At 56.4% G+C, this 21,033-nt stretch carries 20 protein-coding genes and 1 tRNA gene; 3 read left to right on the top strand and 18 right to left on the bottom strand.

Annotated elements, in window-relative coordinates; all coding sequences use genetic code 11:
* Positions 1–551: 551 nt before the first annotated feature.
* The 14 genes from BIND_RS17095 to BIND_RS17160 form a co-directional block, all read right to left on the bottom strand.
* A complete protein-coding gene (locus BIND_RS17095; protein ID WP_012386276.1) occupies positions 552–2,489 on the bottom strand; it encodes an SGNH/GDSL hydrolase family protein in 1,938 nt (645 codons plus the stop codon).
* A 142-nt stretch (positions 2,490–2,631) separates the two neighbouring features.
* The gene (locus BIND_RS17100) at positions 2,632–3,048 is read right to left on the bottom strand and encodes a hypothetical protein (protein ID WP_012386277.1); all 417 of its coding nucleotides are present in this window, start codon (positions 3,046–3,048) and stop codon (positions 2,632–2,634) included.
* Positions 3,048–3,452, bottom strand: coding sequence for a hypothetical protein (locus tag BIND_RS17105; protein ID WP_012386278.1), 405 nt, complete (start codon positions 3,450–3,452; stop codon positions 3,048–3,050). Before BIND_RS17105 ends, BIND_RS17100 begins: the two co-directional genes overlap by 1 nt.
* Entirely contained in the window at positions 3,445–4,218 is a 774-nt protein-coding gene (locus BIND_RS20290) for a glycoside hydrolase family 108 protein (RefSeq protein WP_012386279.1), read from the bottom strand. The genes BIND_RS17105 and BIND_RS20290 overlap by 8 nt, the downstream gene beginning before the upstream one ends.
* 61 nt (positions 4,219–4,279) lie before the next feature.
* Positions 4,280–4,522, bottom strand: a complete 243-nt coding sequence (locus tag BIND_RS17115; RefSeq protein ID WP_012386280.1) for a hypothetical protein — start codon at positions 4,520–4,522, stop codon at positions 4,280–4,282.
* An 84-nt stretch (positions 4,523–4,606) separates the two neighbouring features.
* Complete coding sequence (locus tag BIND_RS17120; protein ID WP_012386281.1) at positions 4,607–4,825, bottom strand: hypothetical protein; 219 nt, start codon at positions 4,823–4,825, stop codon at positions 4,607–4,609.
* Positions 4,826–4,916: 91 nt separating this feature from the next.
* Positions 4,917–5,132 carry a hypothetical protein gene (locus tag BIND_RS17125; RefSeq protein ID WP_041778204.1) on the bottom strand — a complete coding sequence of 72 codons (216 nt, stop codon included), beginning with the start codon at positions 5,130–5,132 and terminating at the stop codon, positions 4,917–4,919.
* Positions 5,133–5,269: 137 nt separating this feature from the next.
* Positions 5,270–5,347 (bottom strand) — tRNA-Pro (locus BIND_RS17130).
* A gap of 47 nt (positions 5,348–5,394) precedes the next feature.
* Positions 5,395–6,021 carry a MerR family transcriptional regulator gene (locus tag BIND_RS20885; RefSeq protein ID WP_012386282.1) on the bottom strand — a complete coding sequence of 209 codons (627 nt, stop codon included), beginning with the start codon at positions 6,019–6,021 and terminating at the stop codon, positions 5,395–5,397.
* 197 nt (positions 6,022–6,218) lie between these two features.
* The gene (locus BIND_RS17140; protein WP_012386283.1) at positions 6,219–6,596 is read right to left on the bottom strand and encodes an integration host factor subunit alpha; all 378 of its coding nucleotides are present in this window, start codon (positions 6,594–6,596) and stop codon (positions 6,219–6,221) included.
* A 234-nt stretch (positions 6,597–6,830) separates the two neighbouring features.
* Positions 6,831–7,811 carry a beta-ketoacyl-ACP synthase III gene (locus BIND_RS17145; RefSeq protein WP_012386284.1) on the bottom strand — a complete coding sequence of 327 codons (981 nt, stop codon included), beginning with the start codon at positions 7,809–7,811 and terminating at the stop codon, positions 6,831–6,833.
* A 376-nt stretch (positions 7,812–8,187) separates the two neighbouring features.
* A complete protein-coding gene (gene plsX, locus BIND_RS17150; protein ID WP_012386285.1) occupies positions 8,188–9,348 on the bottom strand; it encodes a phosphate acyltransferase PlsX in 1,161 nt (386 codons plus the stop codon).
* Positions 9,349–9,733: 385 nt separating this feature from the next.
* Positions 9,734–10,348 (bottom strand): YceD family protein, encoded by a 615-nt coding sequence (locus tag BIND_RS17155; protein ID WP_012386286.1) that lies wholly within the window; start codon positions 10,346–10,348, stop codon positions 9,734–9,736.
* A 196-nt stretch (positions 10,349–10,544) separates the two neighbouring features.
* On the bottom strand, positions 10,545–11,150 hold the full coding sequence (locus BIND_RS17160) for a ubiquinol-cytochrome C chaperone family protein (RefSeq protein ID WP_012386287.1): 606 nt from the start codon (positions 11,148–11,150) through the stop codon (positions 10,545–10,547).
* An 822-nt stretch (positions 11,151–11,972) separates the two neighbouring features.
* Between BIND_RS17160 and BIND_RS17165 the strand changes: the two genes are divergently transcribed.
* Entirely contained in the window at positions 11,973–12,446 is a 474-nt protein-coding gene (locus tag BIND_RS17165) for an outer membrane protein assembly factor BamE (protein ID WP_012386288.1), read from the top strand.
* Positions 12,447–12,666: 220 nt separating this feature from the next.
* Here the strand turns inward: BIND_RS17165 and BIND_RS17170 are convergent, their stop codons facing one another.
* On the bottom strand, positions 12,667–12,873 hold the full coding sequence (locus tag BIND_RS17170; RefSeq protein WP_041778205.1) for a hypothetical protein: 207 nt from the start codon (positions 12,871–12,873) through the stop codon (positions 12,667–12,669).
* Between BIND_RS17170 and BIND_RS17175 the strand changes: the two genes are divergently transcribed.
* Positions 12,872–13,921, top strand: coding sequence for an endonuclease/exonuclease/phosphatase family protein (locus BIND_RS17175; protein ID WP_012386289.1), 1,050 nt, complete (start codon positions 12,872–12,874; stop codon positions 13,919–13,921). The two genes, BIND_RS17170 and BIND_RS17175, sit on opposite strands and share 2 nt — an antisense overlap.
* Before the next feature lie 79 nt (positions 13,922–14,000).
* On the opposite strand, the gene BIND_RS17180 is transcribed toward BIND_RS17175, so the two are convergent.
* From BIND_RS17180 to BIND_RS17190, 3 genes are all read right to left on the bottom strand, one after another.
* Complete coding sequence (locus BIND_RS17180) at positions 14,001–15,845, bottom strand: glycoside hydrolase family 15 protein (protein WP_012386290.1); 1,845 nt, start codon at positions 15,843–15,845, stop codon at positions 14,001–14,003.
* A 422-nt stretch (positions 15,846–16,267) separates the two neighbouring features.
* Positions 16,268–17,215, bottom strand: a complete 948-nt coding sequence (locus BIND_RS22065; RefSeq protein ID WP_012386291.1) for a hypothetical protein — start codon at positions 17,213–17,215, stop codon at positions 16,268–16,270.
* Between the two features lie 272 nt (positions 17,216–17,487).
* Complete coding sequence (locus BIND_RS17190) at positions 17,488–18,165, bottom strand: response regulator transcription factor (protein WP_012386292.1); 678 nt, start codon at positions 18,163–18,165, stop codon at positions 17,488–17,490.
* Positions 18,166–18,841: 676 nt separating this feature from the next.
* Between BIND_RS17190 and BIND_RS17195 the strand changes: the two genes are divergently transcribed.
* A complete protein-coding gene (locus BIND_RS17195; RefSeq protein ID WP_012386293.1) occupies positions 18,842–20,551 on the top strand; it encodes a hypothetical protein in 1,710 nt (569 codons plus the stop codon).
* Positions 20,552–21,033 lie beyond the last annotated feature (482 nt).

A 21,033-nucleotide genomic window follows, 5' to 3' on the forward strand; every position in this document is an offset into this window, starting at 1 on the left:
CAACGGATAAACGTGGAAACGTCTCTCGTCCCGCCTGCATCCAACATCATGTCCATTAAGTGATGTATGATATTCTCCAGGGGAGAGAAACTGGTCTTTCTGGAGCGGGGCTTAGCCCAATCATCCCGACCTCGGGTGAGGTCCACATGGGCATGGGACGGAAGCGAATTTGATGCCATGGGGTGCCCATGATCTCGCTCGCGCTGGATGAGCGAGCAAAACACGAGAGCATCGCTCTTTAAATCAGAATCGGATGCGAATTCATCCCAAAAGTCATGTCTGTTCTTTGATTTGATGCTCTCTCCGCGACGCGCCCCGACGAGGCACCCAGCAAGAGCCGTGGCGTGATTTTGACACATCACGCCACGGCCTTTATTCTAATAAATAAGTAAGATTAATATCTTGTGTGCAGACTAAGATTGTGTTCAGCAATTTTTCGGGATTTTTGCAGGCTCGCTCACCTGATCGCGGCGGAGAGCGCCTTAAGACCCTCTCGCCAAAGCGAGAGGGTCTTCGTCCTCATTGGCGACATTATGCCGCTTGAAATTCCCTTACGGCCAAGAGGCAAGGAACTGATAGGGCCGCACATACCATTTGCTGAGCTTGACCGTGCCACCGACCGGGGCTCCGGGGACGCTGGCGAGATAAACTTGCAGACTGGTCAACTCGATCGAGGATTGGAAGGCCGGCACCGTGAAGATCGGCGACAATATGTCATAGGTGCCGTCAGGGAAGGCGTCATTGGCGTCATAAAGGCTGGAACAGGCCCACGAGGTCTGAATCACCGTCACCCCATCGACTTTCCACCTGAAGTAGAACGCAGCCGGGAACAGGTTGACGCCGTTGATAATCTGGAGCCGGACACCAGCCCGGTAGCGATTACCAGCCACGATGCTCGCCCCTGCCCCATCATAGTTTGAGGCGCGTGCGGAGGAGATCAGCGTCCCGCCTGTCCCGACGACGACCCAGATTTTGCCCGCGTCGGCACTGCCATTTCCGAGTGTTCCCGGCGAAGTCCTGGTCGGATAGGTAATGACCATCCGCTTCAGTTTCGTCGCGTTGTCATCCGCCTCCATCGAGAAAGCCGGAAGCGCCTGGGTGTCCGTCGTTCCCCAACTTGCGTCGGCGGACGCGTTGAAGCCGGAGCATATGACGCTCCCTGTCGCGAAATTGGTCAAACCACCCGATGTACCGGCGAGAAGCTGTCGCGCCGAATTGGTTGCACCTTCGTGCTGCAGCAGATTGGTCGGATCGGCCGCCGCATCAAGGGTCAGCGGGAGAAGCACTGGGGCCGGCAACATGTTGAGCGACGACAGTTTCGAGAACATATCGTTCGCGACGCGGATCGCGCCCTTGGAATTCGGATGCACGCCGTCATAGGTATAGGGTGGGTTCGCCTGACCAGGATTTGCCGGGTCCTGCATGAGTGCGTCAAGGTTATACGCTTTTAACTTTGGAAACGAGGCGCTTTTCTGTTCACGCCACTGATTGAATTGGAGCCGCTCGGACCGGACGAAGGTCAGATCGGTGCCGGTCGGAAAGCTGGTCCGCGGCCAGATGGACTCGTTCAGGATGCGAGGGACGGGACTGAGGCCGAGCAGATAATTATCGACCGCCGTGGCATCGGATTGCATCTGTGTCAATGTGTTGCCAAGGTCGTTCGAGCCGCCTTCAGCGAAGAAGATATCCGGCGACCAGCCACCCGATCCGAGCGTGCCCCACCGCGTATTGGCCGGCGTGACACCCGTTGCGCTGTAGTTGGAGAGGACCTGAGCAAGCGTATTGCCACCGATGGCCCAGACGCGCGAGTTCTCATAGTTCCAGCCCATGAGAGACATGAGCGGGGTCATATAGCCGCGCATGTAATAGGCATCGGCATAAACACCGGAAACATTGGAAATCGTGACCGCCTTAAATGAGAACCCATTGGCACTGAGGCTCGTGCCGCCATTCGCGACAAGGACGGTCCGCGCGAGGCTGAATGCCGGGTCCTGAGACGTATTATTCGAGACAGTCATCTCTGTGGTCGAGAGATGGGGTGTATTCGTGGCCCCCGCGAGCATCTCGGTCAGGCTGATTGTCATGACGCCATTGGCAGAGAATGTCCCGGTCACATTGTCGCCGCTGACCGTCAGAGCCGTCCCATCCGTCGAGAGGGCGGCAATCGTCGAGCCAGCTGTTTGACCTGTGATTGTGCCGCTGAATGTGCCACCCGCTTGCACCGTGAGCGGGGAGAGTGAAAGCGGGACAAGCGTCGCAAAGGACGGGACAGTGATGGACGAGCTTGTGGACTCACCTGTGTAATAAATTTCCGACCCGCTGGCCGGTGTTACCGAGAATGTAAAGGACCATGTGCCATCCGCCGCAACGGTCGCCGTGCCTGCCTCGGTACTGCCATTGTAAACTGTGACAGTGGAGGCGGGCACCATGCCAACGCCCGTATATGTAATGTAATCAGTTGTCGAAGGAGCAGGAAGATAATCAGTCATATTAAGCCTTTCAAAAAAATAAAAGCGGGGAATGTTCCCCGCTTTTCGTTACGCCATGGCTTGAAGACATGATCCTCAAGCGTCACGCTGCCCCTCCCACCGATCAGTTCACTCATGAGGAGAAGCGATGATTGCGATGATGTCACCGCCGCGAGAGCCAGGCGGCGGCGGCACTGATCAACGGCTGTGCTGGTGTCAACACAACGAACGATTGCAGGATGATCCAGGCATAACCATCCCAGGGCGGCGGCAATTTCGCGATGTTCCACCCAAAGTGGCCGATGGAATCGCCGACGATCGCACCGAAATAGATCAATACAATCGTGCCCGCGCCGATCGTGATCCGGCGCATGCCGGGCGAGGCCTGTTGTGCAAGCTTGATCTTGTTTGTTTCGATCTGCGCATTCAGAAAAGCTTTGCCAAGCTCGGTATCTGCCTGGACAGCATTCTGAAACCCCTCGACTTGGCTTTTGAGCGCCTGGATCTTGATATCGGAAATCGCCTGCGTGATCGGGCCGATAAGCCCTTTCAGAAATCCGATAATGAGGGAAGCAAGCATTAGCTCATCCCCTCTTTTTCGCCTGGCAGACCTTTGGCGATCACGAGCATGCCGAGGACTCGCGTGCCGATCATTGCGATGTAAAAGAGATTATTGATGCTGGCGGCTGTATGCGGTGAGAACCAGACGGAGAGATCCATCTGTTCGATAAAGGGATGGATTTGCGGAACGAAGTCCACAATTCCGCCGATGAAATCGGGCAAGGACCCGACCAAAACCGCGACATAGCCAATAATGATCGTCTTGATGCCGATCAGGCGTAGGCGAATCTTGGTGATAATCGTCAGGCCCGGCTTTTCGAGCGCATCAAGGACGCCGATCGACGCCTGATAGGCCTTGATCTTGGGTCCCATATAGACGACGCCCGCGATGCCGAGCGCCATCAGCAACAGAAAATTAAACACCCACACTCTCCTTTTTGTCGGTCGGAATGACTGTCGCCGCCGGCATCGAAAGCGTGATGGCCGCGCCTTCGAGCGCTTGCGCACGGCTAGCCTGGATCTTGTGGCGGATGATCAGGATGGCGATCGCGGCGCCCGTCAGTGCGATCAGCAGCAAGGTCAACCAGAGATGGCCGCCGCCAGCGATCTGATGCGTCGCTTCGACGCCTCCGGCACCGGCGGGCACAGTTTTAGCCAGGGCCTTGGCTGTCGCTGCTTTCGATCGCGCGCTGCGTGCCTCGACGCTCAGGACCGTCTTTGCAACGGTGCCAGCCGCCATGGTCATGGCCGTCGCCTCGATCCCCGCGATGCGATTGCGCCAACCCTTCCCAAAAATGGGAAAGGTTTTCAGACCCTCAACAAAGGAGAGCCTCCGCGCACAAATGCCCTTGATCGTCTGGACACGATCAGAGCTCGCGGCCGCCGCTTTCCAGTTCAAGGCCCGCTGGATGCCGGAATTGACGCCGGCATCAAAGGTCACAAGATTGACGCCTGGCGCCATCGCGTCGCAGAGCATCTTGTTCCAATAATCTTCGCGATAGATCGCATCGCGCTCCGCCGCGGTCATTTTGAAAACCGATTGATGGGGCAGATTGTGACGATCACGCGAGGCGTTATAGGTGGCTTGTGTGATGCCATCCTGTGTCGCCCCACCAGGATCACGCGGATCGTTGCTTTTGCCGCCTTCCCATCGCAACGTGACCGGCAGACACAGTTTAAATTGACCCATTGTCATCTCCATGAAAAAGGGCGCCCGAAGGCGCCCTGTGATTGCGATAGAGTGGAGAGGATCAGGCAGAGCCGGGCGGCAGATCCGTCGCCGGAGCCGCCCAAGCGAGTGTCGGAGCAGCAGAATCATGTGCGGTCACGACCACCGTCAGATTGGCGCTATTGGCATTGATCGCGTCACAAACCAGCTGAAGATCCGCCCCCATGCCAGCGCTCGAGGCACGTTTCCTGACGAGCGTCTGGACATTGGCGATGGCACTCGCCTGGCTGCCGGGCGCTGTCTGAATCTCCGTGAGATTTGCCATGATTTTCCCGTGTCTTGAGAAGCCCTCGCCGGCCTTTCAGCAAGCAAGGGATGAGCACACAAAGCGTGCGCATTTCAGAAAACCTTATGAGTTCGGCGGCGTGATCTTGAGCGCCAGGACGGAATAGTCGACCTGGCCGCATGACACCGTCCCGGAGGACAGGCAATTATTCATCGTGTCAGCGATGATTTCCGGATGCGTGATGATCGAGGAGGCGAGATCCAGCGATGCCCTTCGATTGCCCGTTCCCTTTTGTGAAAGGTCCGCGCGGAATCCCTGCCCATCTCCAGCATCATAGATCATTTGATGCTGATGTTTCCACCACCATCGGTAGTACTTGTTCGCCAGCACTCTCTGATTCGGATCATAGTGCTCTCGCGTTTGTGTAAGACGGTCACCGCTCGCTAGTGAGACGATTGGCCAGAACCACCCGAATCCAGGCTATGCCGAGCATTGTCTTCAGAGGAGCGTTTGCAGACCATTCGTCGGCACCGGCAAGTGCCCGTTTCGGCATCGAGCCCTGAGTGGTCCAAGCGGATAAAGGGAGGGAATTGTCGAACGAGACGAGATCCACATCCGGCGAGGCGAAAGCCAATCGAGGCGGGGCCATTGGCCAGGATGGAGTTCGGGAATCAGTTCGGGACTTTCTGCACCGAATCCCGCATTTTCCGGTTATTTAGGGCCGTCTTATTCCGATTTGATGAAGATCGGAAAAGGCAAAATCACTTTCACAATCAAAGTGATAAATGGTCGGAGTGGCGGGATTCGAACCCACGACCCCTAGTCCCCCAGACTAGTGCGCTAACCGGGCTGCGCTACACTCCGACTGCCCGCCTTATAATGAAAGGCTTGTTCCGACGCAATGCATCCCATCAGTTAGAAACGATCGCGATGGCGAGAATTTCTTCGCAAGCACGAATTTCTTCGAGAAGGGCTTGCAAGGCCAGAATATCATCCGGCGCCAAAGCAGTGCCAGGGACACCGATTCGAGAACTGGCTTGAGGGGAAACGTGAGGATCGCTGTTATTCAGCGAGGCTGGAACGAGGAAGGGATACTCCTCACCTTCCCTTTCAGGGAGCGCCTCATCCAGCAGCGTCTCGCTTGATGCCGGCGCCGCGCGCATAACATCGTCTCGAACCGCTTCATCAAAAATGGTTTTCGTTCCCGGTGACGCACAATCTTGCGCGGGCTGTCCAAGGTCCCCGGCCGCTTGCCCATTGGATCCGAGACGTCCCGCAGCGGCGATACAGCCACGCGGTCCTTGTTCGTGCAGCAGACGCTGCACCCCCTTGATCGTATAGCCTTGATCGTAAAGGAAGATTCGAATGGTCTGCAAAAGCTCGATATCGACAGGCCGGTAATAGCGACGGCCACCACCACGCTTCAGAGGCTTAATTTGCGGGAAGCGTGTCTCCCAAAAACGCAGGACATGCGGCGGCAAGTCAAGCTCATCCGCAGCCTCACTGATCGTTCGAAAGGCGTCGCCCTTTTTCTCCATTCCGGGGTCCGAATCATGTCCTTGGTTGGGATTATCGGAACTACGCAAGGCAAGACTGTGACACGTCGTCGAAACCGGCGCCAAGGCCTGAGACTAAGAGGCAGAAGGTCGGCCAGAACACTCTCAAATCTTCGCTCTCGCGTTCAAAAAGCGAAGATTTGAGAAAGAAATCAAGCCTCCCTCTCACGACCTTGGTTTCAATCATCCTCTTCGACAACGGTGTGCCCGTTGACCTTGGCCTTGAGCACGTTCGAAGGTTTGAAAACGAGAACCCGCCGCTGGGTGATCGGCACTTCGATCCCTGTTTTCGGATTACGGCCGATTCGTTCCGCCTTGGAACGAATGATGAAAGAACCGAAGGAGGAAAGCTTGACTGTTTCCCCCTTGACCAAAGTATCCGAAAGTTCGCTCAGAACCATTTGCACCAAAGCAGCCGATTCCTTGCGCGAGAGGCCGACGCTACGATAGACAGCCTCGGCGAGATTGACACGTGTCAGGGTCTGGCTCTCGCCATCCGTCGTATCGTCGGAGACGGCGACCGGTCTTTCCGCTTGGGAGCTTGCTGATTTTACCATTCCTGAAATCTCGACATTTATAAAATAGGCTTCCGAAAATAATACGAAGAAAATAGGCTCAATATCTCCCAAGATCGGGCAGGCAACACTTGCCTTCAACATGGTTCTGGCCGAGGCAAGCCTTGATGGAAGGCGCGAATTTACACGCGCAAGCTTGATCGCAACACTGTCCGCTTAACGCATCCATTTGATCTAACATATCTATATAGTTTTATAGCAGTCAAGACAAGTAGATTACCAACGAATTAAAGCGGAAGCCCAAGTGAAACCGCCGCCCATGGCCTCGATCATGACGAGATCGCCCTGTTTGATGCGCCCATCATCACGCGCCTTGGCGAGCGCCAGGGGGATCGACGCGGCCGAAGTATTGCCGTGCAGATCAACGGTCACCACAACCTTATGCGGAGCAATGCCGAGTTTTTCGGCGGAAGCCTCAATGATTCGCCGGTTGGCTTGATGCGGCACGAACCAATCGAGATCGGCACCGGTAATGCCCGTGGCCTCGAAGGCGGCATTGACAACATCGCTCACCATGCCGACCGCATGGCGAAACACTTCCCTGCCGGCCATGCGCAAATGGCCCGTGGTGCCAGTTGTCGAGGGCCCGCCATCGACATAGAGCTTGGTGAGATGTCGCCCGTCCGAGCGCAATTGCGAGGTCAGGACACCGCGATCGCTGATCCTTCCTGTGCCCGGCCGGGCTTCAAGCACAATGGCGCCGGCGCCGTCACCGAACAGGACGCAGGTGCTGCGATCCGACCAGTCGAGCAGTTTGGAAAAGGTTTCGGCCCCGATGACCAAGGCCCGTTTATGCGAACCGGAAATGAGAAATTTATCGGCTGTCGTCACCGCATAGACGAAACCGGAGCAGACGGCTTGCACATCGAAGGCCGCGCCATGTGTCATGCCCAGGGCGGCCTGGATCTGCGTCGCGACCGCCGGGAATGTATAATCCGGCGTCGATGTGGCGACGATGATGAGATCGATATCCGCGCCGCTGAGCCCCGCGTCGGCCAGCGCCGCTTGCGCGGCTCGCAGGCCGAGCACGGAGGTCTGTTCCCCTTCGCCGGCAACATGGCGCTGCCGGATACCGGTGCGCTGCACGATCCAGTCGTCTGAGGTCTCGAGCATTTTGGCGATATCGTCATTGCTGACGATGCGCTTGGGAAGATAAGCGCCGAGCCCGACCACGACCGAGCGCAATTGCCCTGGCATATTCTGTATCACGTCTGGAAATCCCTGGACCAAAGGCGCGGACCTTACGCAAGGGTCCTACAGCATCAAACCCGTTAATGGACAGCCCTTTCGGGAGCAACTCGATGCGTGTCGAGACCCGAGAGCACGGCACGAAGACCTCTGCAGCATCAAACCAAACAGAGGCGCCCCTGTTTGGATAAAATTGATGCAATCATGAAAATTTGCAGCATCGCTCCCGAATCCGAATGAACACGTGATGCTGCAAATTTTCATGTGGCAAGGGTTGGAACAAAATGGCTTTACGAGACCAAACGCCCGATCTCTCTCGCTTTATCGTGAGGAGTCGCTCGACTCCCGCCAATTCCCACCCCGCGACCATCCCCACACACAGGGCTCACGTCCCTGTCGCCTTGGCTGTCATCGACTGGTCTGCACCCACCACCTTGTTTTCACCTAGCTCATCTTGCCGTGCCCGATGCGGGGCCGCCATTCTTTCAAGGGACCCCGTCCCCTCCACTAGCAAAGCCGCGCGCGCCTCTCTCGTAAGGTCGAGCGATTCGCGAATCTTGCTCAAAATCTCATAACGCGCCATGGCGTAACTGATCTCGATCGCATTGGCGGTGCCGATTGTGTCCGAGCCGCCATGGCTCTTGATGACGATCCCGTCAAGGCCAAGAAAGACACCGCCGTTGATCTGGCGTGGATCCAGCTTCTGCTTCAAGGCGTCGAACGCGCGGCGGGCGAGAAGATAACCGATCTTGGACCAAAAACTGCGGCCCATTTCCTCGCGGATATATTGGGCGATCTGCTTGGCCGTGCCCTCCGCGGTCTTCAGGGCGATATTGCCCGTAAATCCTTCCGTCACCACGACGTCGACCGTGCCGCGCCCAATATCGTCGCCTTCGACGAAACCATGATAGACGAGGGAGGGAAGCGTCAATTGCCGCAACAGGCGTGAAGCCGTTTTGACTTCCTCCAGGCCCTTGATTTCCTCGACCCCGACATTGAGGAGCCCGATCCTCGGCCGTTCGACTTTCAAGACGATCCGCGCCATGGCTGCCCCCATGATCGCAAGATCGACGAGATGAGGGGCGTCGGCGCCAATCGTCGCGCCAATATCGAGGACGATGGAACGGCCCCGCAAGGTTGGCCAAATCCCGGCGATCGCTGGACGATCGATACCCGGCAGCATGCGCAGGCACACCTTGGCCATGGCCATCAAAGCGCCGGTATTGCCGGCTGAGAGCACCACATCGGCCTCGCCAGTCTTGACCGCTTCGATCGCCTGCCACATCGAGGAGACCCGCCGGCCGGCCCGGAGAGCCTGACTCGGCTTATCGTCCATGCGGACGGTAACATCGGTATGATGAACGCTCGACACGTCGGCAAGAGCGGGATGTTGGCGCAAGAGCGGTTCCACCTGCGCCCGATCCCCATAGAACCGGAAACGGACATCGCCGAGGCGCTGGAGCGCGCGCGCGGCACCGGGAATGATGGCCTGCGGCCCGACATCCCCTCCCATGGCGTCGAGCGCGATCCGAACGGGTTTCAGCATGACAGGGCAAAACTCCGGTATTGAGCGAAAGGCTGGGATGAACAGCCAAACATCCTATCGATCCCAAAACAGACCTCAGGCCCGGGATCGATGCAACGCCATGACAAAATCGAGAACGAAAGGCCGGTGTCCGCTTCACTCTCGTCAGTATGTGAGGGACATCCGACAAATCGACAAGGAAGCGAGAACGCTTTAGCGCGAAGCGGCGCGTGGTGGAACCCATTCCCGATACATTTGTCTCGTCGTGGCCTCAATCTGTTATGCTAAAGTGTCTTTCCAAGACGGCGTTCGATGTATGAGGCTTGAGGCACGCTTTCCCGCAGCCTTATCCTGCACGAAATCCAGTCCAGAAGACCTGTGCCATCAGCCCCTTGCACCTGGACGCTTATTCCCTGTCCTCATTCCTGGAAAGCTTGCCCAGAACCGAAAAGGGCGAGATCGCCCCATTCCCATCGTCAGCGACGATCTCCTCGAAATGGGCACCCGGCTTTTTTGGATAAGGATCAAGGGAAAGCGACAAAAATTCGGCGGCGAGCGCGCCGAGATCAATTCGCCCATCGACAAGCGAATCAGGAGGATCCCGATCGGCATCCTCCTGATGAGCCTTCGGCCCGACACCCTCCTCCTCGAAATCCACATCGACATCCGCTTCAATGTCACTGTCGAATGGATCAAGGCTGACGACGCAAATCTGCGTGACCGTCGCCTGCAGATGGCCGCGGACATTGATGAGCCCGCTGGCTTGCTTGGTCACCTTGAACCGCGCGACGAGCTGTCCAATAGCCGGCAGATCGTCCAACTGCGCGAGGGCCGTGCGTTCGCGCTCGTCGGCTTCGATTTCGACCTCGGCGCCAGTAGCCGGCAAGGTTTCAATGGAAAAAGGTCTCGAAAAACAGAAAGGCTGATCGGCCGCTTCACGCTTGGCCGGTGCATGAACCTTGGCTGGTGAGTGAACCGTGGACATTTTATTGTGTTTGTCACGCGGGGCTCGGGATTTCATGCACGCCTCCTGATCTCGGTTGGCGGATCGGAAAACCGCCCCTTTTCGGATCGGTCGGATCCAATGCTCTCAGGTCCACTCGTGAGATTAAACGGATGAGTGATACCGTAAGTCCTTATAATCGGATAAAACCTATCCAAAAGCTTTAGTCGCTGTTTGGGTTTGACTCCCAAAGGTCAGACGGACAGATAGCGGCTTAATCCGCCTGGGCGGAGGCAAAGGCAATGTCTCCCCGCAGCACATTTTCGAGCTGCATGGAAGCCAGAGCGGCATCATTCCGGCGCACATAACGGGCAAGGCGCTCAACCTCATCCTTTCGCACCGCTTCGCCCCGATCTTCCAGAACAGGCGCTCCTTCGTCCGCCGCGCCACTCTTCGCATAGATATTCCGTTCCAGCGCGGCTTCGAGGGGGGAAGCGATCGTATCGTCGATTTCTGTCTCGTTGCCCGCGTCCAGGGCCTGTTCATAAGCCAAGCTTCGCCCCAGAAAGGCCTCGGCGAGCACGCGCATGCGTTTGGGAACGCTGGTGTCACCGACCCCCATCTCGCGCAAGGCGAGATCGAAATGGCGAAACAGGCAATCAGTGAGGTCCTGCGCAAGATCGGGCGCCGGCGCCGGCAAGCGGCGCAAATGGCGCACGACCAGCGCCGCATGGAGCGTCACCATCTCGAAACGGCCATCCAATGTGTCCGGCACGCCATAATCCGTGAACAGTCGGGGATCACGGGCGGCCGTGACGATTTTCCCGTGCAATCGATCGATCAACCGGCGATTGCTGGAACGGCGAAAAAAAGCAAACATCTCGAAATCCAAGGCGAAAATAGAATAGCAGGAGCGGTTTCAGCGCAATCGCTTCACCATTCGATGCTTTTGATCATGCTCTCCTGTCCAGGTGGAGAGGCCGGAGATCTTACTTTCCAGTATCCACCCTCATTGAACCGTGACTCGTCGCGGTTCAATGAGGACAAGTGGATAAGTTTAAAAAGTGACGGATCGAGAATCTGCGATTCTCGATACTAGGGCGTCATGAGAGAAACCAACACGGTCGCAACCGTTTTCTCGCGGTTTCGCCTCTGTTTTGCCCAAAAGCGCCCGTTCATACTCGTGAACGTTTCGCTTAGAGCATGTTCGCGGGCGACTTGCCAGACCTTTCCACGTCCGGGGCCTACCCTGGCAGGACAGACTCAAGAAGATTGGGGCGGGCGAAGTGAGCCAGAACATGCCGGGTGGAAGCACGGCGATCTTGCTTTTCGACAAGCTAAAGATTAGGCATCGCCATTATTAAAGTTTCAACTGAAGCGGCGGACAATTCCGGGGATGGGGTCCAATGTTTCCCGGTTGAATTCTTATTATGCATTCTCGCTAGGAAGGCTCTGGCCGGGCTCTCTCCTTGGATCGAGGACGCAAGGGATCGAGGACGCAGGCCATCAGCGCGATACGCCAAGACGGCCGGAGTCGGATAGCGCATGGCATCCAACCGGAAGGGGATGCCACTTTCTGAATAGTTTTGATGCACTATCAAAGATCTGGAGTCTTCCTCCAGAGTCCAATGTCAAAGAACGATGCACTGCATCAAATCCAAGGACCCATGAGGTCCGATACGATTGTCTGGAGTTTTGAGGGATGCCATACGATCACCTGAGTATTGCGCGGCATCGGTCGCGACAGGTCCTTGCCCTCTCGCTTGGCTTGGCGCTCAGCTTGGGTCTCGGCGGCTGCCTAGGTTTTGACGGGCAGATCGTGCATGGCTATCAGCTCGACGCCAGAACCCAGCAGCAAGTGCGCATTGGTGCTTCCGCCGAACAGATTCTCACGCTTTTGGGAACGCCTTCGACAACATCGACCGTCGGCGGCGATGCCTGGTATTACATCACTCAGGTCACCGATCACAGCTTCCAATTCCTAGCGCCGAAGCTCGTCGATCAACGCGTCTTCGCGGTCTACTTCGACAAATCGAAGAAAGTCACGCGTGTTGCCAATTATGGCATGGAAGACGGCAAGGTAATCGATTTCATCACACGCACGACGCCGACAGGCGGTGCGGAATCGACCTTCCTCAAAGGCATGTTGCTTAACCTGATGCGCTTCAGCAGCTAGAGCATCCGACACGGTTCAATGTGACCGTCCGGCGCTTGAAAGCCTCGAGCCAAAGCTTGAGGCCCTGGGCTCCCGCGCATCATCCAGTTTCGCGCCAGGAATGGATGTTAGAGCTTGCAAAGACCAGGGGCACAAATCGTGACCCGAGTATCGAGAATCACAGATTCTCGATACCTCACTTTTTAAACTTATCCACTTGTCCTCATTGAACCGCGGCGAGTCACGCTTCAATGAGGGTGGATACTAGAGCATCAAATTGATCCCAAAAGTGGCTCCCACTTTTGGGATCAATTTGATGCGTTTTCAAAAAAAGACAGAGCGAAGCGAATGCGCTTTGCATCAAGAAGAACACTGGAGGATCGAGGAAGCGGTGGCCAGCGTGATCGATCGGTTGGCTCAGGAGGTCGATAAAGAGGAGAACAAGCATGGCCGCACTCGTGACGCCTACTGTCGAAACGCTGATGCCCCTTGGTTCCGATTTTTTCGCGAGCGGAATCGAAGGTCCCGCGACCACCGCCCATGCGAGAGACCTCGTCGCGCAAGCCGATGTGCTCCATACGCTTGAACTACACCAGCCTTCAGGCACTGCCGAGACTTTCATCAAGCCGAGCCTGCGCGTTGCAGCCTGGAATCTTGAGCGCTGTAAACATGTCGAGGCCTCAGAGGCTCTCCTGCGGCGGAGCGGCGCTGATATCTGTCTCCTCTCCGAGATGGACAATGGCATGGCCCGTTCCAGCAATCTGCATACGACGCGCGAACTCGCCAAAAAGCTCGGCACGGGCTATCTTTTTGGTGTCGAATTCATCGAATTCGGCCTCGGCACTCCAGAGGAAGAAGAGCGTTTCAAGGGACAAAAGAATATTCTTGGCCTGCATGGCAATGCCATCCTCAGTCCCTTGCCGATGCGGGACAATGCGCTTCTGCCGCTTGATGATGGCACGATCTGGTACGGTCTCAACTGGCACCACCGGCGCATTGGCGGACGCAATGCGATCCTGACCTCGATCGAATGCGCGCATATGAATATTCTCTTCATCAGCACGCATTTCGAGACATTGACGAAACCGGAAGGACGGCGCGCCCAGATCGATCTGATCCTTGAAGAGTTGGCCAAACGGGGTCAGGCCGATCATGTCGTCATTGCCGGCGATTTCAATACGGCCACTCTGCCCGATATCGACGGCATGGCGTCCCATCCTGACTGGTTCGAGGCGCCGGAAATCTTCGAGCCCATGTTTACCTCCTTGCGCGAGGCCGGTTTCGAATGGTTGCGCGGCAATGACAGGGGCCAGACACGCCGCCGGCTCGACGACGGACGGCCGCCGCCGGTGCTTCGCCGCATCGACTGGTTCTTCACCAAGGGACTTGAAGTGTCCAATCCACAAATCTGGCCGGCCGTCGACGAAGCGGGCAATCCGTTATCGGATCACGAGATGATCAGTCTCGATATTTCCCTGGTACCGCCCAGAGTTTGAGGGCTATTGGCAAAGACAGCACCCTGCCTCCCAACCACTTCCTTTGAAGGCATTCGCTGATCTCAACAACAGACACGCATCACAGCATCCTGCTCTGCATCGAACAACCGGTACGCTGTTCCAGGGGTTTTGCCACATGCGCCAGATTGCAGGCAGAATTGACCAGGGCAATATGCGAGAAGGCTTGCGGAAAATTGCCAACGAGCCGGTGCGTTGTCGTGTCATATTCCTCGGATAGGAGGCTGAGATCATTGGCAAGGCTGAGAAGCCGCTCGAACAAAGCCTTTGCCTCATCGATCCGTCCGAGCAGGATGAAATTATCGACAAGCCAGAAGCTACAGGCGAGAAAAACACCCTCTCCGGGCGGTAAGCCGTCAAGGGTTTCGTTTGTGTTATACCGGCATACCAATCCATCGCGCAGCAAATCGCGTTCAATCGCTGTGACTGTGCCGCGCAAGCGTGGATCATCCACGGCCAGAAAGCCGACGAGCCCGAGAAGCAAAGTACTAGCGTCGAGTAGTTTCGATCCATAGCTTTGGGTAAAGGCACCGATCTCCGCGTCATAAGCCTTCTCGCAAATTTCCGCATGGATCATCGCACGCAAATCGCGCCAATGATCGAGAGGCCCCGGCAGACCGAATTGTTCGATGCTCTTGACGCCTCGGTCGAAAGCCACCCAGCACATCACCTTGGAATAAGTGAAATGTTGGCGACCACCGCGGACTTCCCAAATCCCGTCATCAGGCTCCCGCCAGATCGTTTCCAGATGCGTGAGCAAGGCGCATTGCAACGGCCAATCAACATCATCCTGCACCAAACCGTGCCGCCGGCTCTGGTAGAGCGCATCGAGCACTTCGCCATAGAGATCGAGCTGCAATTGACCAGCCGCTCCATTGCCGATGCGCACCGGTTGCGCGCCTTCATAGCCCGCGAGCCAGGGAAGGATGGATTCGGGCTGATGACGTTCACCGCCGACGCTGTAAAGGATACGGACCTGCGATGGTTCACCCCCGAGTGCCCGCACCAGCCAGCTTCGCCATTTGACGGCTTCATTCGTGTATCCGGTATTCATCAAGGCGAGCAAAGTGAAGGTCGCATCGCGGAGCCAACAAAACCGATAATCCCAATTGCGGGTCCCACCCAATTGCTCCGGCAATGAAGTTGTCGGCGCCGCGATGATTGCACCAGAGCGTTGGAAAATCAGGCCCCGCAAGGTCACGAGGGAACGTTGGATCGTCGGCGTCCAGACTTCCTGCCCGCGCGTGCCCTTCCCCCAGTTTCCAAGGCCAGTCCAGGCGGTCCAGGTTCGATCCGTCTGTTCCAAAGCTTTTTCGGGATCGATTGGGCGCAGCACATCGGCATAGGACAAGACATGGCTCAAAGTGAAATCCACGCTCTCGCCCGCGACGACGTCAAACTCAGCGCCATAGGTCGCTCTCGGATCGGCCCCTTGCGGTTCCAGCATGACAGGTGTGCGCAAGATTACCCGATCGGGTCCCGCGACCGCATGCAATCCGCCATCCTCATGCCGCCGGATCAAGGGCACGATTGATCCATATTCGAAACGAACGATCCATTCTGTCTTGAATTTTACCGTGCCGCGTAGACCACGCACGATGCGCACAACATGCGAGCCGCGAATTTTCAACGGCATGCAATCAATGACGATCGCCGCTCCCTCATCCGTTTCAATGAGGGTTTCCAGGATCAAGGTGCCATCGCGATAATGCCGGCTGATCCTGGCCGAAGGATCGCCCGGCGCGATGAGCCAGCGTCCATTGTCCGGACCACCGAGCAATTGGGCGAAACAGGCGCCGGAATCAAAACGCGGCCAGCATAGCCAATCGATCGAACCATCACGCCCGACGAGCGCCGCCGTCTCACAATCGCCGATCAACGCATAATCTTCGATCTTCAACGACATCGCCCGTTCCTTGCACCTTTGCTGCCCACTGGTTTGTCCCAGCGTTTAGCTGTCCTGACCATAGGGCCAAGGCATTCAAGGGTGAAGCCAGGATTATGGATCCTGCAGGAGCTTGCGAATGGGATGAGCGCTCTGACGGTTTTGAGAATGGCCGCTGAACCCTTCCCGTATTTGGCTTTCAAATGAAACCAACATCGCTTGTGCAATCGAACGCGGAGCAATCTTCTCTCGCATCGCCCCTGAAAGGGGTGCTTCTTGAGAAAGCGGTTGCTGTTGCCCCTTTCAAAAGGAATAGCGAAGCGAGACGCATGCCGGACGGCACAGCCTTCCTATGATGCGAACTCTATGGACGAGCCGAGCCGGCGTTCGTGATCGTTCAGCTTCTTATTCAAAGGTCAAGGGACACCGCAGCGGCATGGAACTCAAAGATCTGAAGGGGTGAAAAGGAGTTCATGCGCCGAGACGTCCTTGATCGCGATCAGGGAAGGCGCGCTGGCGAAACGATCGCGTGCTCGCGCCAGATCAGCATAAGAGACGAAGGCCGCCGGCAGAATGGGCTGCGCTCCGCGCATGACCTGGGGCAAGGAGACCGAGACCGTATAAGCAAGATCGTTCAAGTCGGGACGGCGTGGCGGGGAAGGCGCCTCAAAGCCCACGCCCTGCAAACCATCCATATTGGAATTGCCAGTCTCGACGTTATCCGTTCGCACCGCCGCCAATTGCGTACCGATCTCGATCGGCCGCGTGGGCGGGACCGGAACCTGTGCACTGAGCAATCCGGGCTGCGCCGGCAGCGGTTGCGGGCGCGCCCGCACTGGCGCGTAATTGTTGCGCGACGCGGAATCCTCGCCAATACCCAAAGCCGACATCACGCCATTATAAAGACTCGAGAGCGTATCCTCTGACCCCGGTTGGTGTGGTGCATTAGACAGCGTGGTGCGCGCAGGAGCGGCGGAGGCCAGCATGATCTTCGGCTCGGCGGGATGTGGCCCACGAGGCGCATCACAATCACGAATGCCGAGCGCGATCAATTCCGCGCCGCGCAATACGCGATAATCGCGCGTGAGGCCGCCAAGGCGAGCCTGTACGGGCGCCGGATAAGAACTGAACAATTGCTGCGAAACACCGTAATTGCTTTGGTGATTGCGCGGATCATAGGCGAGGTGAAACTTCAGGACGCTGTCGTGATAGACGCAGACATTGGGCAGGCTGAGCGCCAAAGTGCAGGCCGAACGGCATTCATGCAACCGCACCTCGCGGGCCGTCGTACGATAGAGTTCCGTCTGGGCCTGATATTCCGAGACATAGCCGCCAACATCCTTGGTCACAATAACGGGATAGGGCATGGGCGGAGGGGCGAGATAACTCAACGTTCACCTGTTATTAACGTCATGTTCAATCGCGTCAAACGCACGGCGTAGATTACGCAAACGTGGTGAAAGCATCCTTAACCGGCCACGAAAGCGGCTTAGCCATTTTGGGTTCTTGCCGAGAAATTATGGCGCTTCTAAGCTTGCGCTAGATTGGTGCGACAAAAAGACAATGAAAGCCGAAGCTTAGCCGATCAAGAAAATGACGAAAAATGGGTGAGGCTGGCGCCTGATGAGATGGGGCTCTGGTGATTTCACGCGATTATCGCGCCTTACACCCGGCTATCTTCGAAACAATAACCGAGATAACGGACTGAATTGATGGGATCATAGCCGAGCTGCCGACGCAGCTTCTTGCGCAATTTGCTGATATGGCTTTCGACGACATTCTCCTCGATCTTCTCGTCGAAAATGCCATAGATCGAATTGAAGATTTGCGTCTTGCTGACCCGCCGCCCGCGATTATTGACCAGATATTCCAGAATCCTTCTCTCTCGCCGGGGCAATTGTAGCGTGGATCCTTTCACCTCAGGATCACGGCCGTCAAAAAATACGCGCAGGTCCCCGATCAGGGTCGAATCCTGCCGCTCTTCATGACGGCGCTTGATCGCGCCAACCCGTGCCAGAATCTCCCGCACATGGACTGGCTTGCGAACGACATCATCGGCGCCAGCCGCGAAAAGGCTCAAGGTCTGTTCGAGTGAGGCGGTGTCGTTGAGGGCGATAAGTGGAGCCGGCGAGCGTTCGCGGATAATTTTGGGCAGACCCTGGCGTTCCTGACAATCGCCAAGCAGGAACGCTTCCACGGCGAATAAATCCGTCTCGGCGGCACTCCTGACCCAATCGCCAAATTCCTCCGGCCGAAATCCCGTCGAGGAAATCCCCTCATTCGCGAAGCGGGACACATATCCCGAGGTCACGATTTCCCGCTCATCAATGATTACCAGCATGCTAGCCCCCGAATCGTCAGTTCGATGAGCCATCGTAACAATTTTAGGTTGTAATACAACCTGGTTTATTAACTTTTGGTTGTATTTTTCGCGTCAAAAAGCGAATCCTCTTTTTGCTTTCTCCATAAATTACATGAATATCAAATAGATATGTATAATGCGCTTGAAATGATGCAGGGGGCACAGCCGAGTGCCGGCAAGCTACGCACAACCTATAGATGCATAATGAAGCGCGGGAACAACTCGGGCTGGCTGAGCCGCCTGCGCCAAGCCCATTTTCAAGCCCCTTCCGCAGCGCCCGAACGAGAAAGGCTCTGAGTTTGATGAAAACCGATTTTGACGGGAAGCGAAGGGACGCAGATCGAAACAGCCCTCTTCGTTTCGATTGCACTCCATCAAATCGCGGCATCTCGCATTTCGGAGGCAAGTTTTAACCGCTCTACCACTCATTAAAATTTACTGAATGTGATCCATTCCAGCCATTTTTTAATTCGTCGTGCTGTGAGTTTGATTTATAGCCAATGGCATAGGTCGAGCTGTTTTCCGAGGCGTACACGACTAGAGCGTGTGGGGACGGAAAATCCGCGTATCCGGGAACAAGGGTCGCAAACCCGCTGGCTTGATCGAACAATGCATCAAATGGGAAGGACCTGAGCGCTTGCAATCCCGGATTGTCATGGCTGCCACTGCCGCGTTTTCTGTTGTCTTCCTGTCCGCGTCAGAGGGACGCTGCGATGATCAAGACGACATTCGGGTTCTCAAGGAAGAAATGCGGCGCTTGCAGGCCAAGGTCCGGATCCTTGAGGCAAAACAGGCCAAGCCCCAGACCGCCGCGCCGCGCGGCCAGGTCCCGCAATCAGCGGGAGGGACGCCAACCCAGAATGGAGCCCAGCCCACGGCGCCTGTCCAACCCACTCCTATCGCGACGCCCTTCGCGATCACGCTGCCAGACAACCACAAGCACAACTCGGCCATCAATCTTCGCTCATCGAGCCCGGCGGCGATCACGCAGACCGCCGTGGATTCGCTGCCTCCGATTTTGACCATCGGCGGCGTTTCCCTGACGCTCGGCGGTTTCATCGAATTGTCGAACATCTATCGCGACAAGAACATGACCAGCGGCCCGGCGACCGCATGGGGCAGCACGCCCTATTTCAACGATCCCAACGCCCATACCAGTGAATATCGTATCTCCGGGCAATTGACGCGCCTCAGCGCCCTGGCCAAGGGCGAGATCGACGATCACAGAACCCTCGGCGGCTATATCGAAGCGGATTTCGGCGGCGCCGCAGGCACCGCGAATAGTTATCAGATTAGCGGCTATAATGCCCGCATACGCCAAGCTTATATGAGCTATGACGACAATGAAATGGGTTTCCATTTTATTGCCGGACAAGCGTGGAGCCTTGCAACCAATTATACCAAGGCCCTGTTGCCGCGGCAGGAACAAGTTCCTCCCGTCGTGGACAATAATCAAATCCCCGGCATCGTCTTCACCCGTGTGCCGCAGATGCGATTGGTCAAGGATTTCGATCAGAAATATTGGATCGGCCTCTCGGCGGAAGAATCGCAAGCCAATTATGCTTTTTCGCCGACCACCGCGTCGGGTGATGTCCTGCCACCGGCTTTCGGAAGCGCGGGCGGAACGCGGGTCGTCTATAACAATGCGGGCGGCGTGCTCTTGAACTCGTTGACGCGTTACAGTTTCGACGCGGCGCCGGATATTATTCTCAAGGGGGCAGCCAATACATCCTTCGGCCATTATGAGGTCTTTGGTCTCGGCCGCTGGTTCCGGTCGCTGGCTCTGCCCTATGGCTCACCCAGCTTAAGCACGAAAACCGTCTTCGCTGGCGGCATCGGCGCCGGCACGACGATCCCCATCATGTCCAAGCTCGATTTCACTGGCAATATTCTCGTCGGCAAGGGGATTGGACGTTATGGCCCCTCGCTCATTCCGGATGCGACCTTCAATGCGGACGGCAGTCCCTCTCCCATTCCCGAACTGATCGCCTCCATCGGTTTCATCGGTCATCCGCGCGATGATCTCTTGCTTTATGCCTATGGCGGTATCGAGACGGCCAAAGGACGCACCTATTTTGGCCCCGGCAATGCCGAAAACGGCTATGGCGCGAACAATCTCAATCTCGCCGGTTGCAATATTGTGTTTGCGACCTGTAACGCGCAATTGCAGACCCTGACCAGCTTCACGCTGGGCGGCTGGTGGCACATGCTGAAAGGCAGATACGGCAGCTTGATGAGTGGCTTGCAATATACCTATATCCATAAATATGCCTTTGCCGGCAATAATGGTACGGGACAGGTCCTGCGGCCGAATACGGAAGGCAATACGCTTTATGTCACCTTCCGCTATTTCCCATTTCAATAATAGCGTTGTCGTGACACTGCGCATCCCATGCCGCAGGAGCCTTCTTTCCAAGAGACCAGCGGCTTCTTAAGCACAGCGACCATTTCGTGCATGGTCCCCATGCCGCTCCTGCGTTATTTCGCAATCGAAAACATGACCTCCGGAAAAGTTGAATAGCCTTTCCGGGACGGACATGTATCAAGACAGCGTGGCGCGCTGATCGCGGTCATCAACGAGAAACAGAAATCCGACTTTTTGAAGCCCGGGAGACGCAATCCTCGGGGTGATTGTGTCACTGTGGCGATTGAGCAGGTGACGGATGTCAAAAATGTACGGCAATGATCTCAATGGATCACAACCACGTTAGAATGTTTCCCGCCTAGAACCTTTGCTGGTCTCATCCGTTCCTCTCCGAATCCCATAATGGGTGACGGCCTGCAGATCCGCGCGTTTTGGAACAGACCGTCTCCATTATCCGCTTCCCTTTCGATTCACGTTGCTGA

The organism is Beijerinckia indica subsp. indica ATCC 9039 (genome assembly GCF_000019845.1).
GTDB lineage: Bacteria > Pseudomonadota > Alphaproteobacteria > Rhizobiales > Beijerinckiaceae > Beijerinckia > Beijerinckia indica.

Bases quoted from the DNA above. Each gene is read 5' to 3' on its own strand.
- BIND_RS17190 (WP_012386292.1), bottom strand. From the start codon at position 18,165: ATGCTGGTAATCATTGATGAGCGGGAAATCGTGACCTCGGGATATGTG.
- BIND_RS17160 (WP_012386287.1), bottom strand. From the start codon at position 11,150: ATGTTTGCTTTTTTTCGCCGTTCCAGCAATCGCCGGTTGATCGATCGA.
- BIND_RS17120 (WP_012386281.1), bottom strand. From the start codon at position 4,825: ATGATCTATGATGCTGGAGATGGGCAGGGATTCCGCGCGGACCTTTCA.
- BIND_RS17095 (WP_012386276.1), bottom strand. From the start codon at position 2,489: ATGACTGATTATCTTCCTGCTCCTTCGACAACTGATTACATTACATAT.
- BIND_RS17165 (WP_012386288.1), top strand. From the start codon at position 11,973: ATGCCATACGATCACCTGAGTATTGCGCGGCATCGGTCGCGACAGGTC.
- BIND_RS17140 (WP_012386283.1), bottom strand. From the start codon at position 6,596: ATGGTAAAATCAGCAAGCTCCCAAGCGGAAAGACCGGTCGCCGTCTCC.
- BIND_RS17195 (WP_012386293.1), top strand. From the start codon at position 18,842: ATGGCTGCCACTGCCGCGTTTTCTGTTGTCTTCCTGTCCGCGTCAGAG.
- BIND_RS20885 (WP_012386282.1), bottom strand. From the start codon at position 6,021: ATGGAGAAAAAGGGCGACGCCTTTCGAACGATCAGTGAGGCTGCGGAT.
- plsX (WP_012386285.1), bottom strand. From the start codon at position 9,348: ATGCTGAAACCCGTTCGGATCGCGCTCGACGCCATGGGAGGGGATGTC.
- BIND_RS17175 (WP_012386289.1), top strand. From the start codon at position 12,872: ATGGCCGCACTCGTGACGCCTACTGTCGAAACGCTGATGCCCCTTGGT.
- BIND_RS17125 (WP_041778204.1), bottom strand. From the start codon at position 5,132: ATGGCCCCGCCTCGATTGGCTTTCGCCTCGCCGGATGTGGATCTCGTC.
- BIND_RS17180 (WP_012386290.1), bottom strand. From the start codon at position 15,845: ATGTCGTTGAAGATCGAAGATTATGCGTTGATCGGCGATTGTGAGACG.
- BIND_RS17145 (WP_012386284.1), bottom strand. From the start codon at position 7,811: ATGCCAGGGCAATTGCGCTCGGTCGTGGTCGGGCTCGGCGCTTATCTT.
- BIND_RS17155 (WP_012386286.1), bottom strand. From the start codon at position 10,348: ATGAAATCCCGAGCCCCGCGTGACAAACACAATAAAATGTCCACGGTT.
- BIND_RS20290 (WP_012386279.1), bottom strand. From the start codon at position 4,218: ATGGGTCAATTTAAACTGTGTCTGCCGGTCACGTTGCGATGGGAAGGC.
- BIND_RS17115 (WP_012386280.1), bottom strand. From the start codon at position 4,522: ATGGCAAATCTCACGGAGATTCAGACAGCGCCCGGCAGCCAGGCGAGT.
- BIND_RS17100 (WP_012386277.1), bottom strand. From the start codon at position 3,048: ATGCTTGCTTCCCTCATTATCGGATTTCTGAAAGGGCTTATCGGCCCG.
- BIND_RS17170 (WP_041778205.1), bottom strand. From the start codon at position 12,873: ATGCTTGTTCTCCTCTTTATCGACCTCCTGAGCCAACCGATCGATCAC.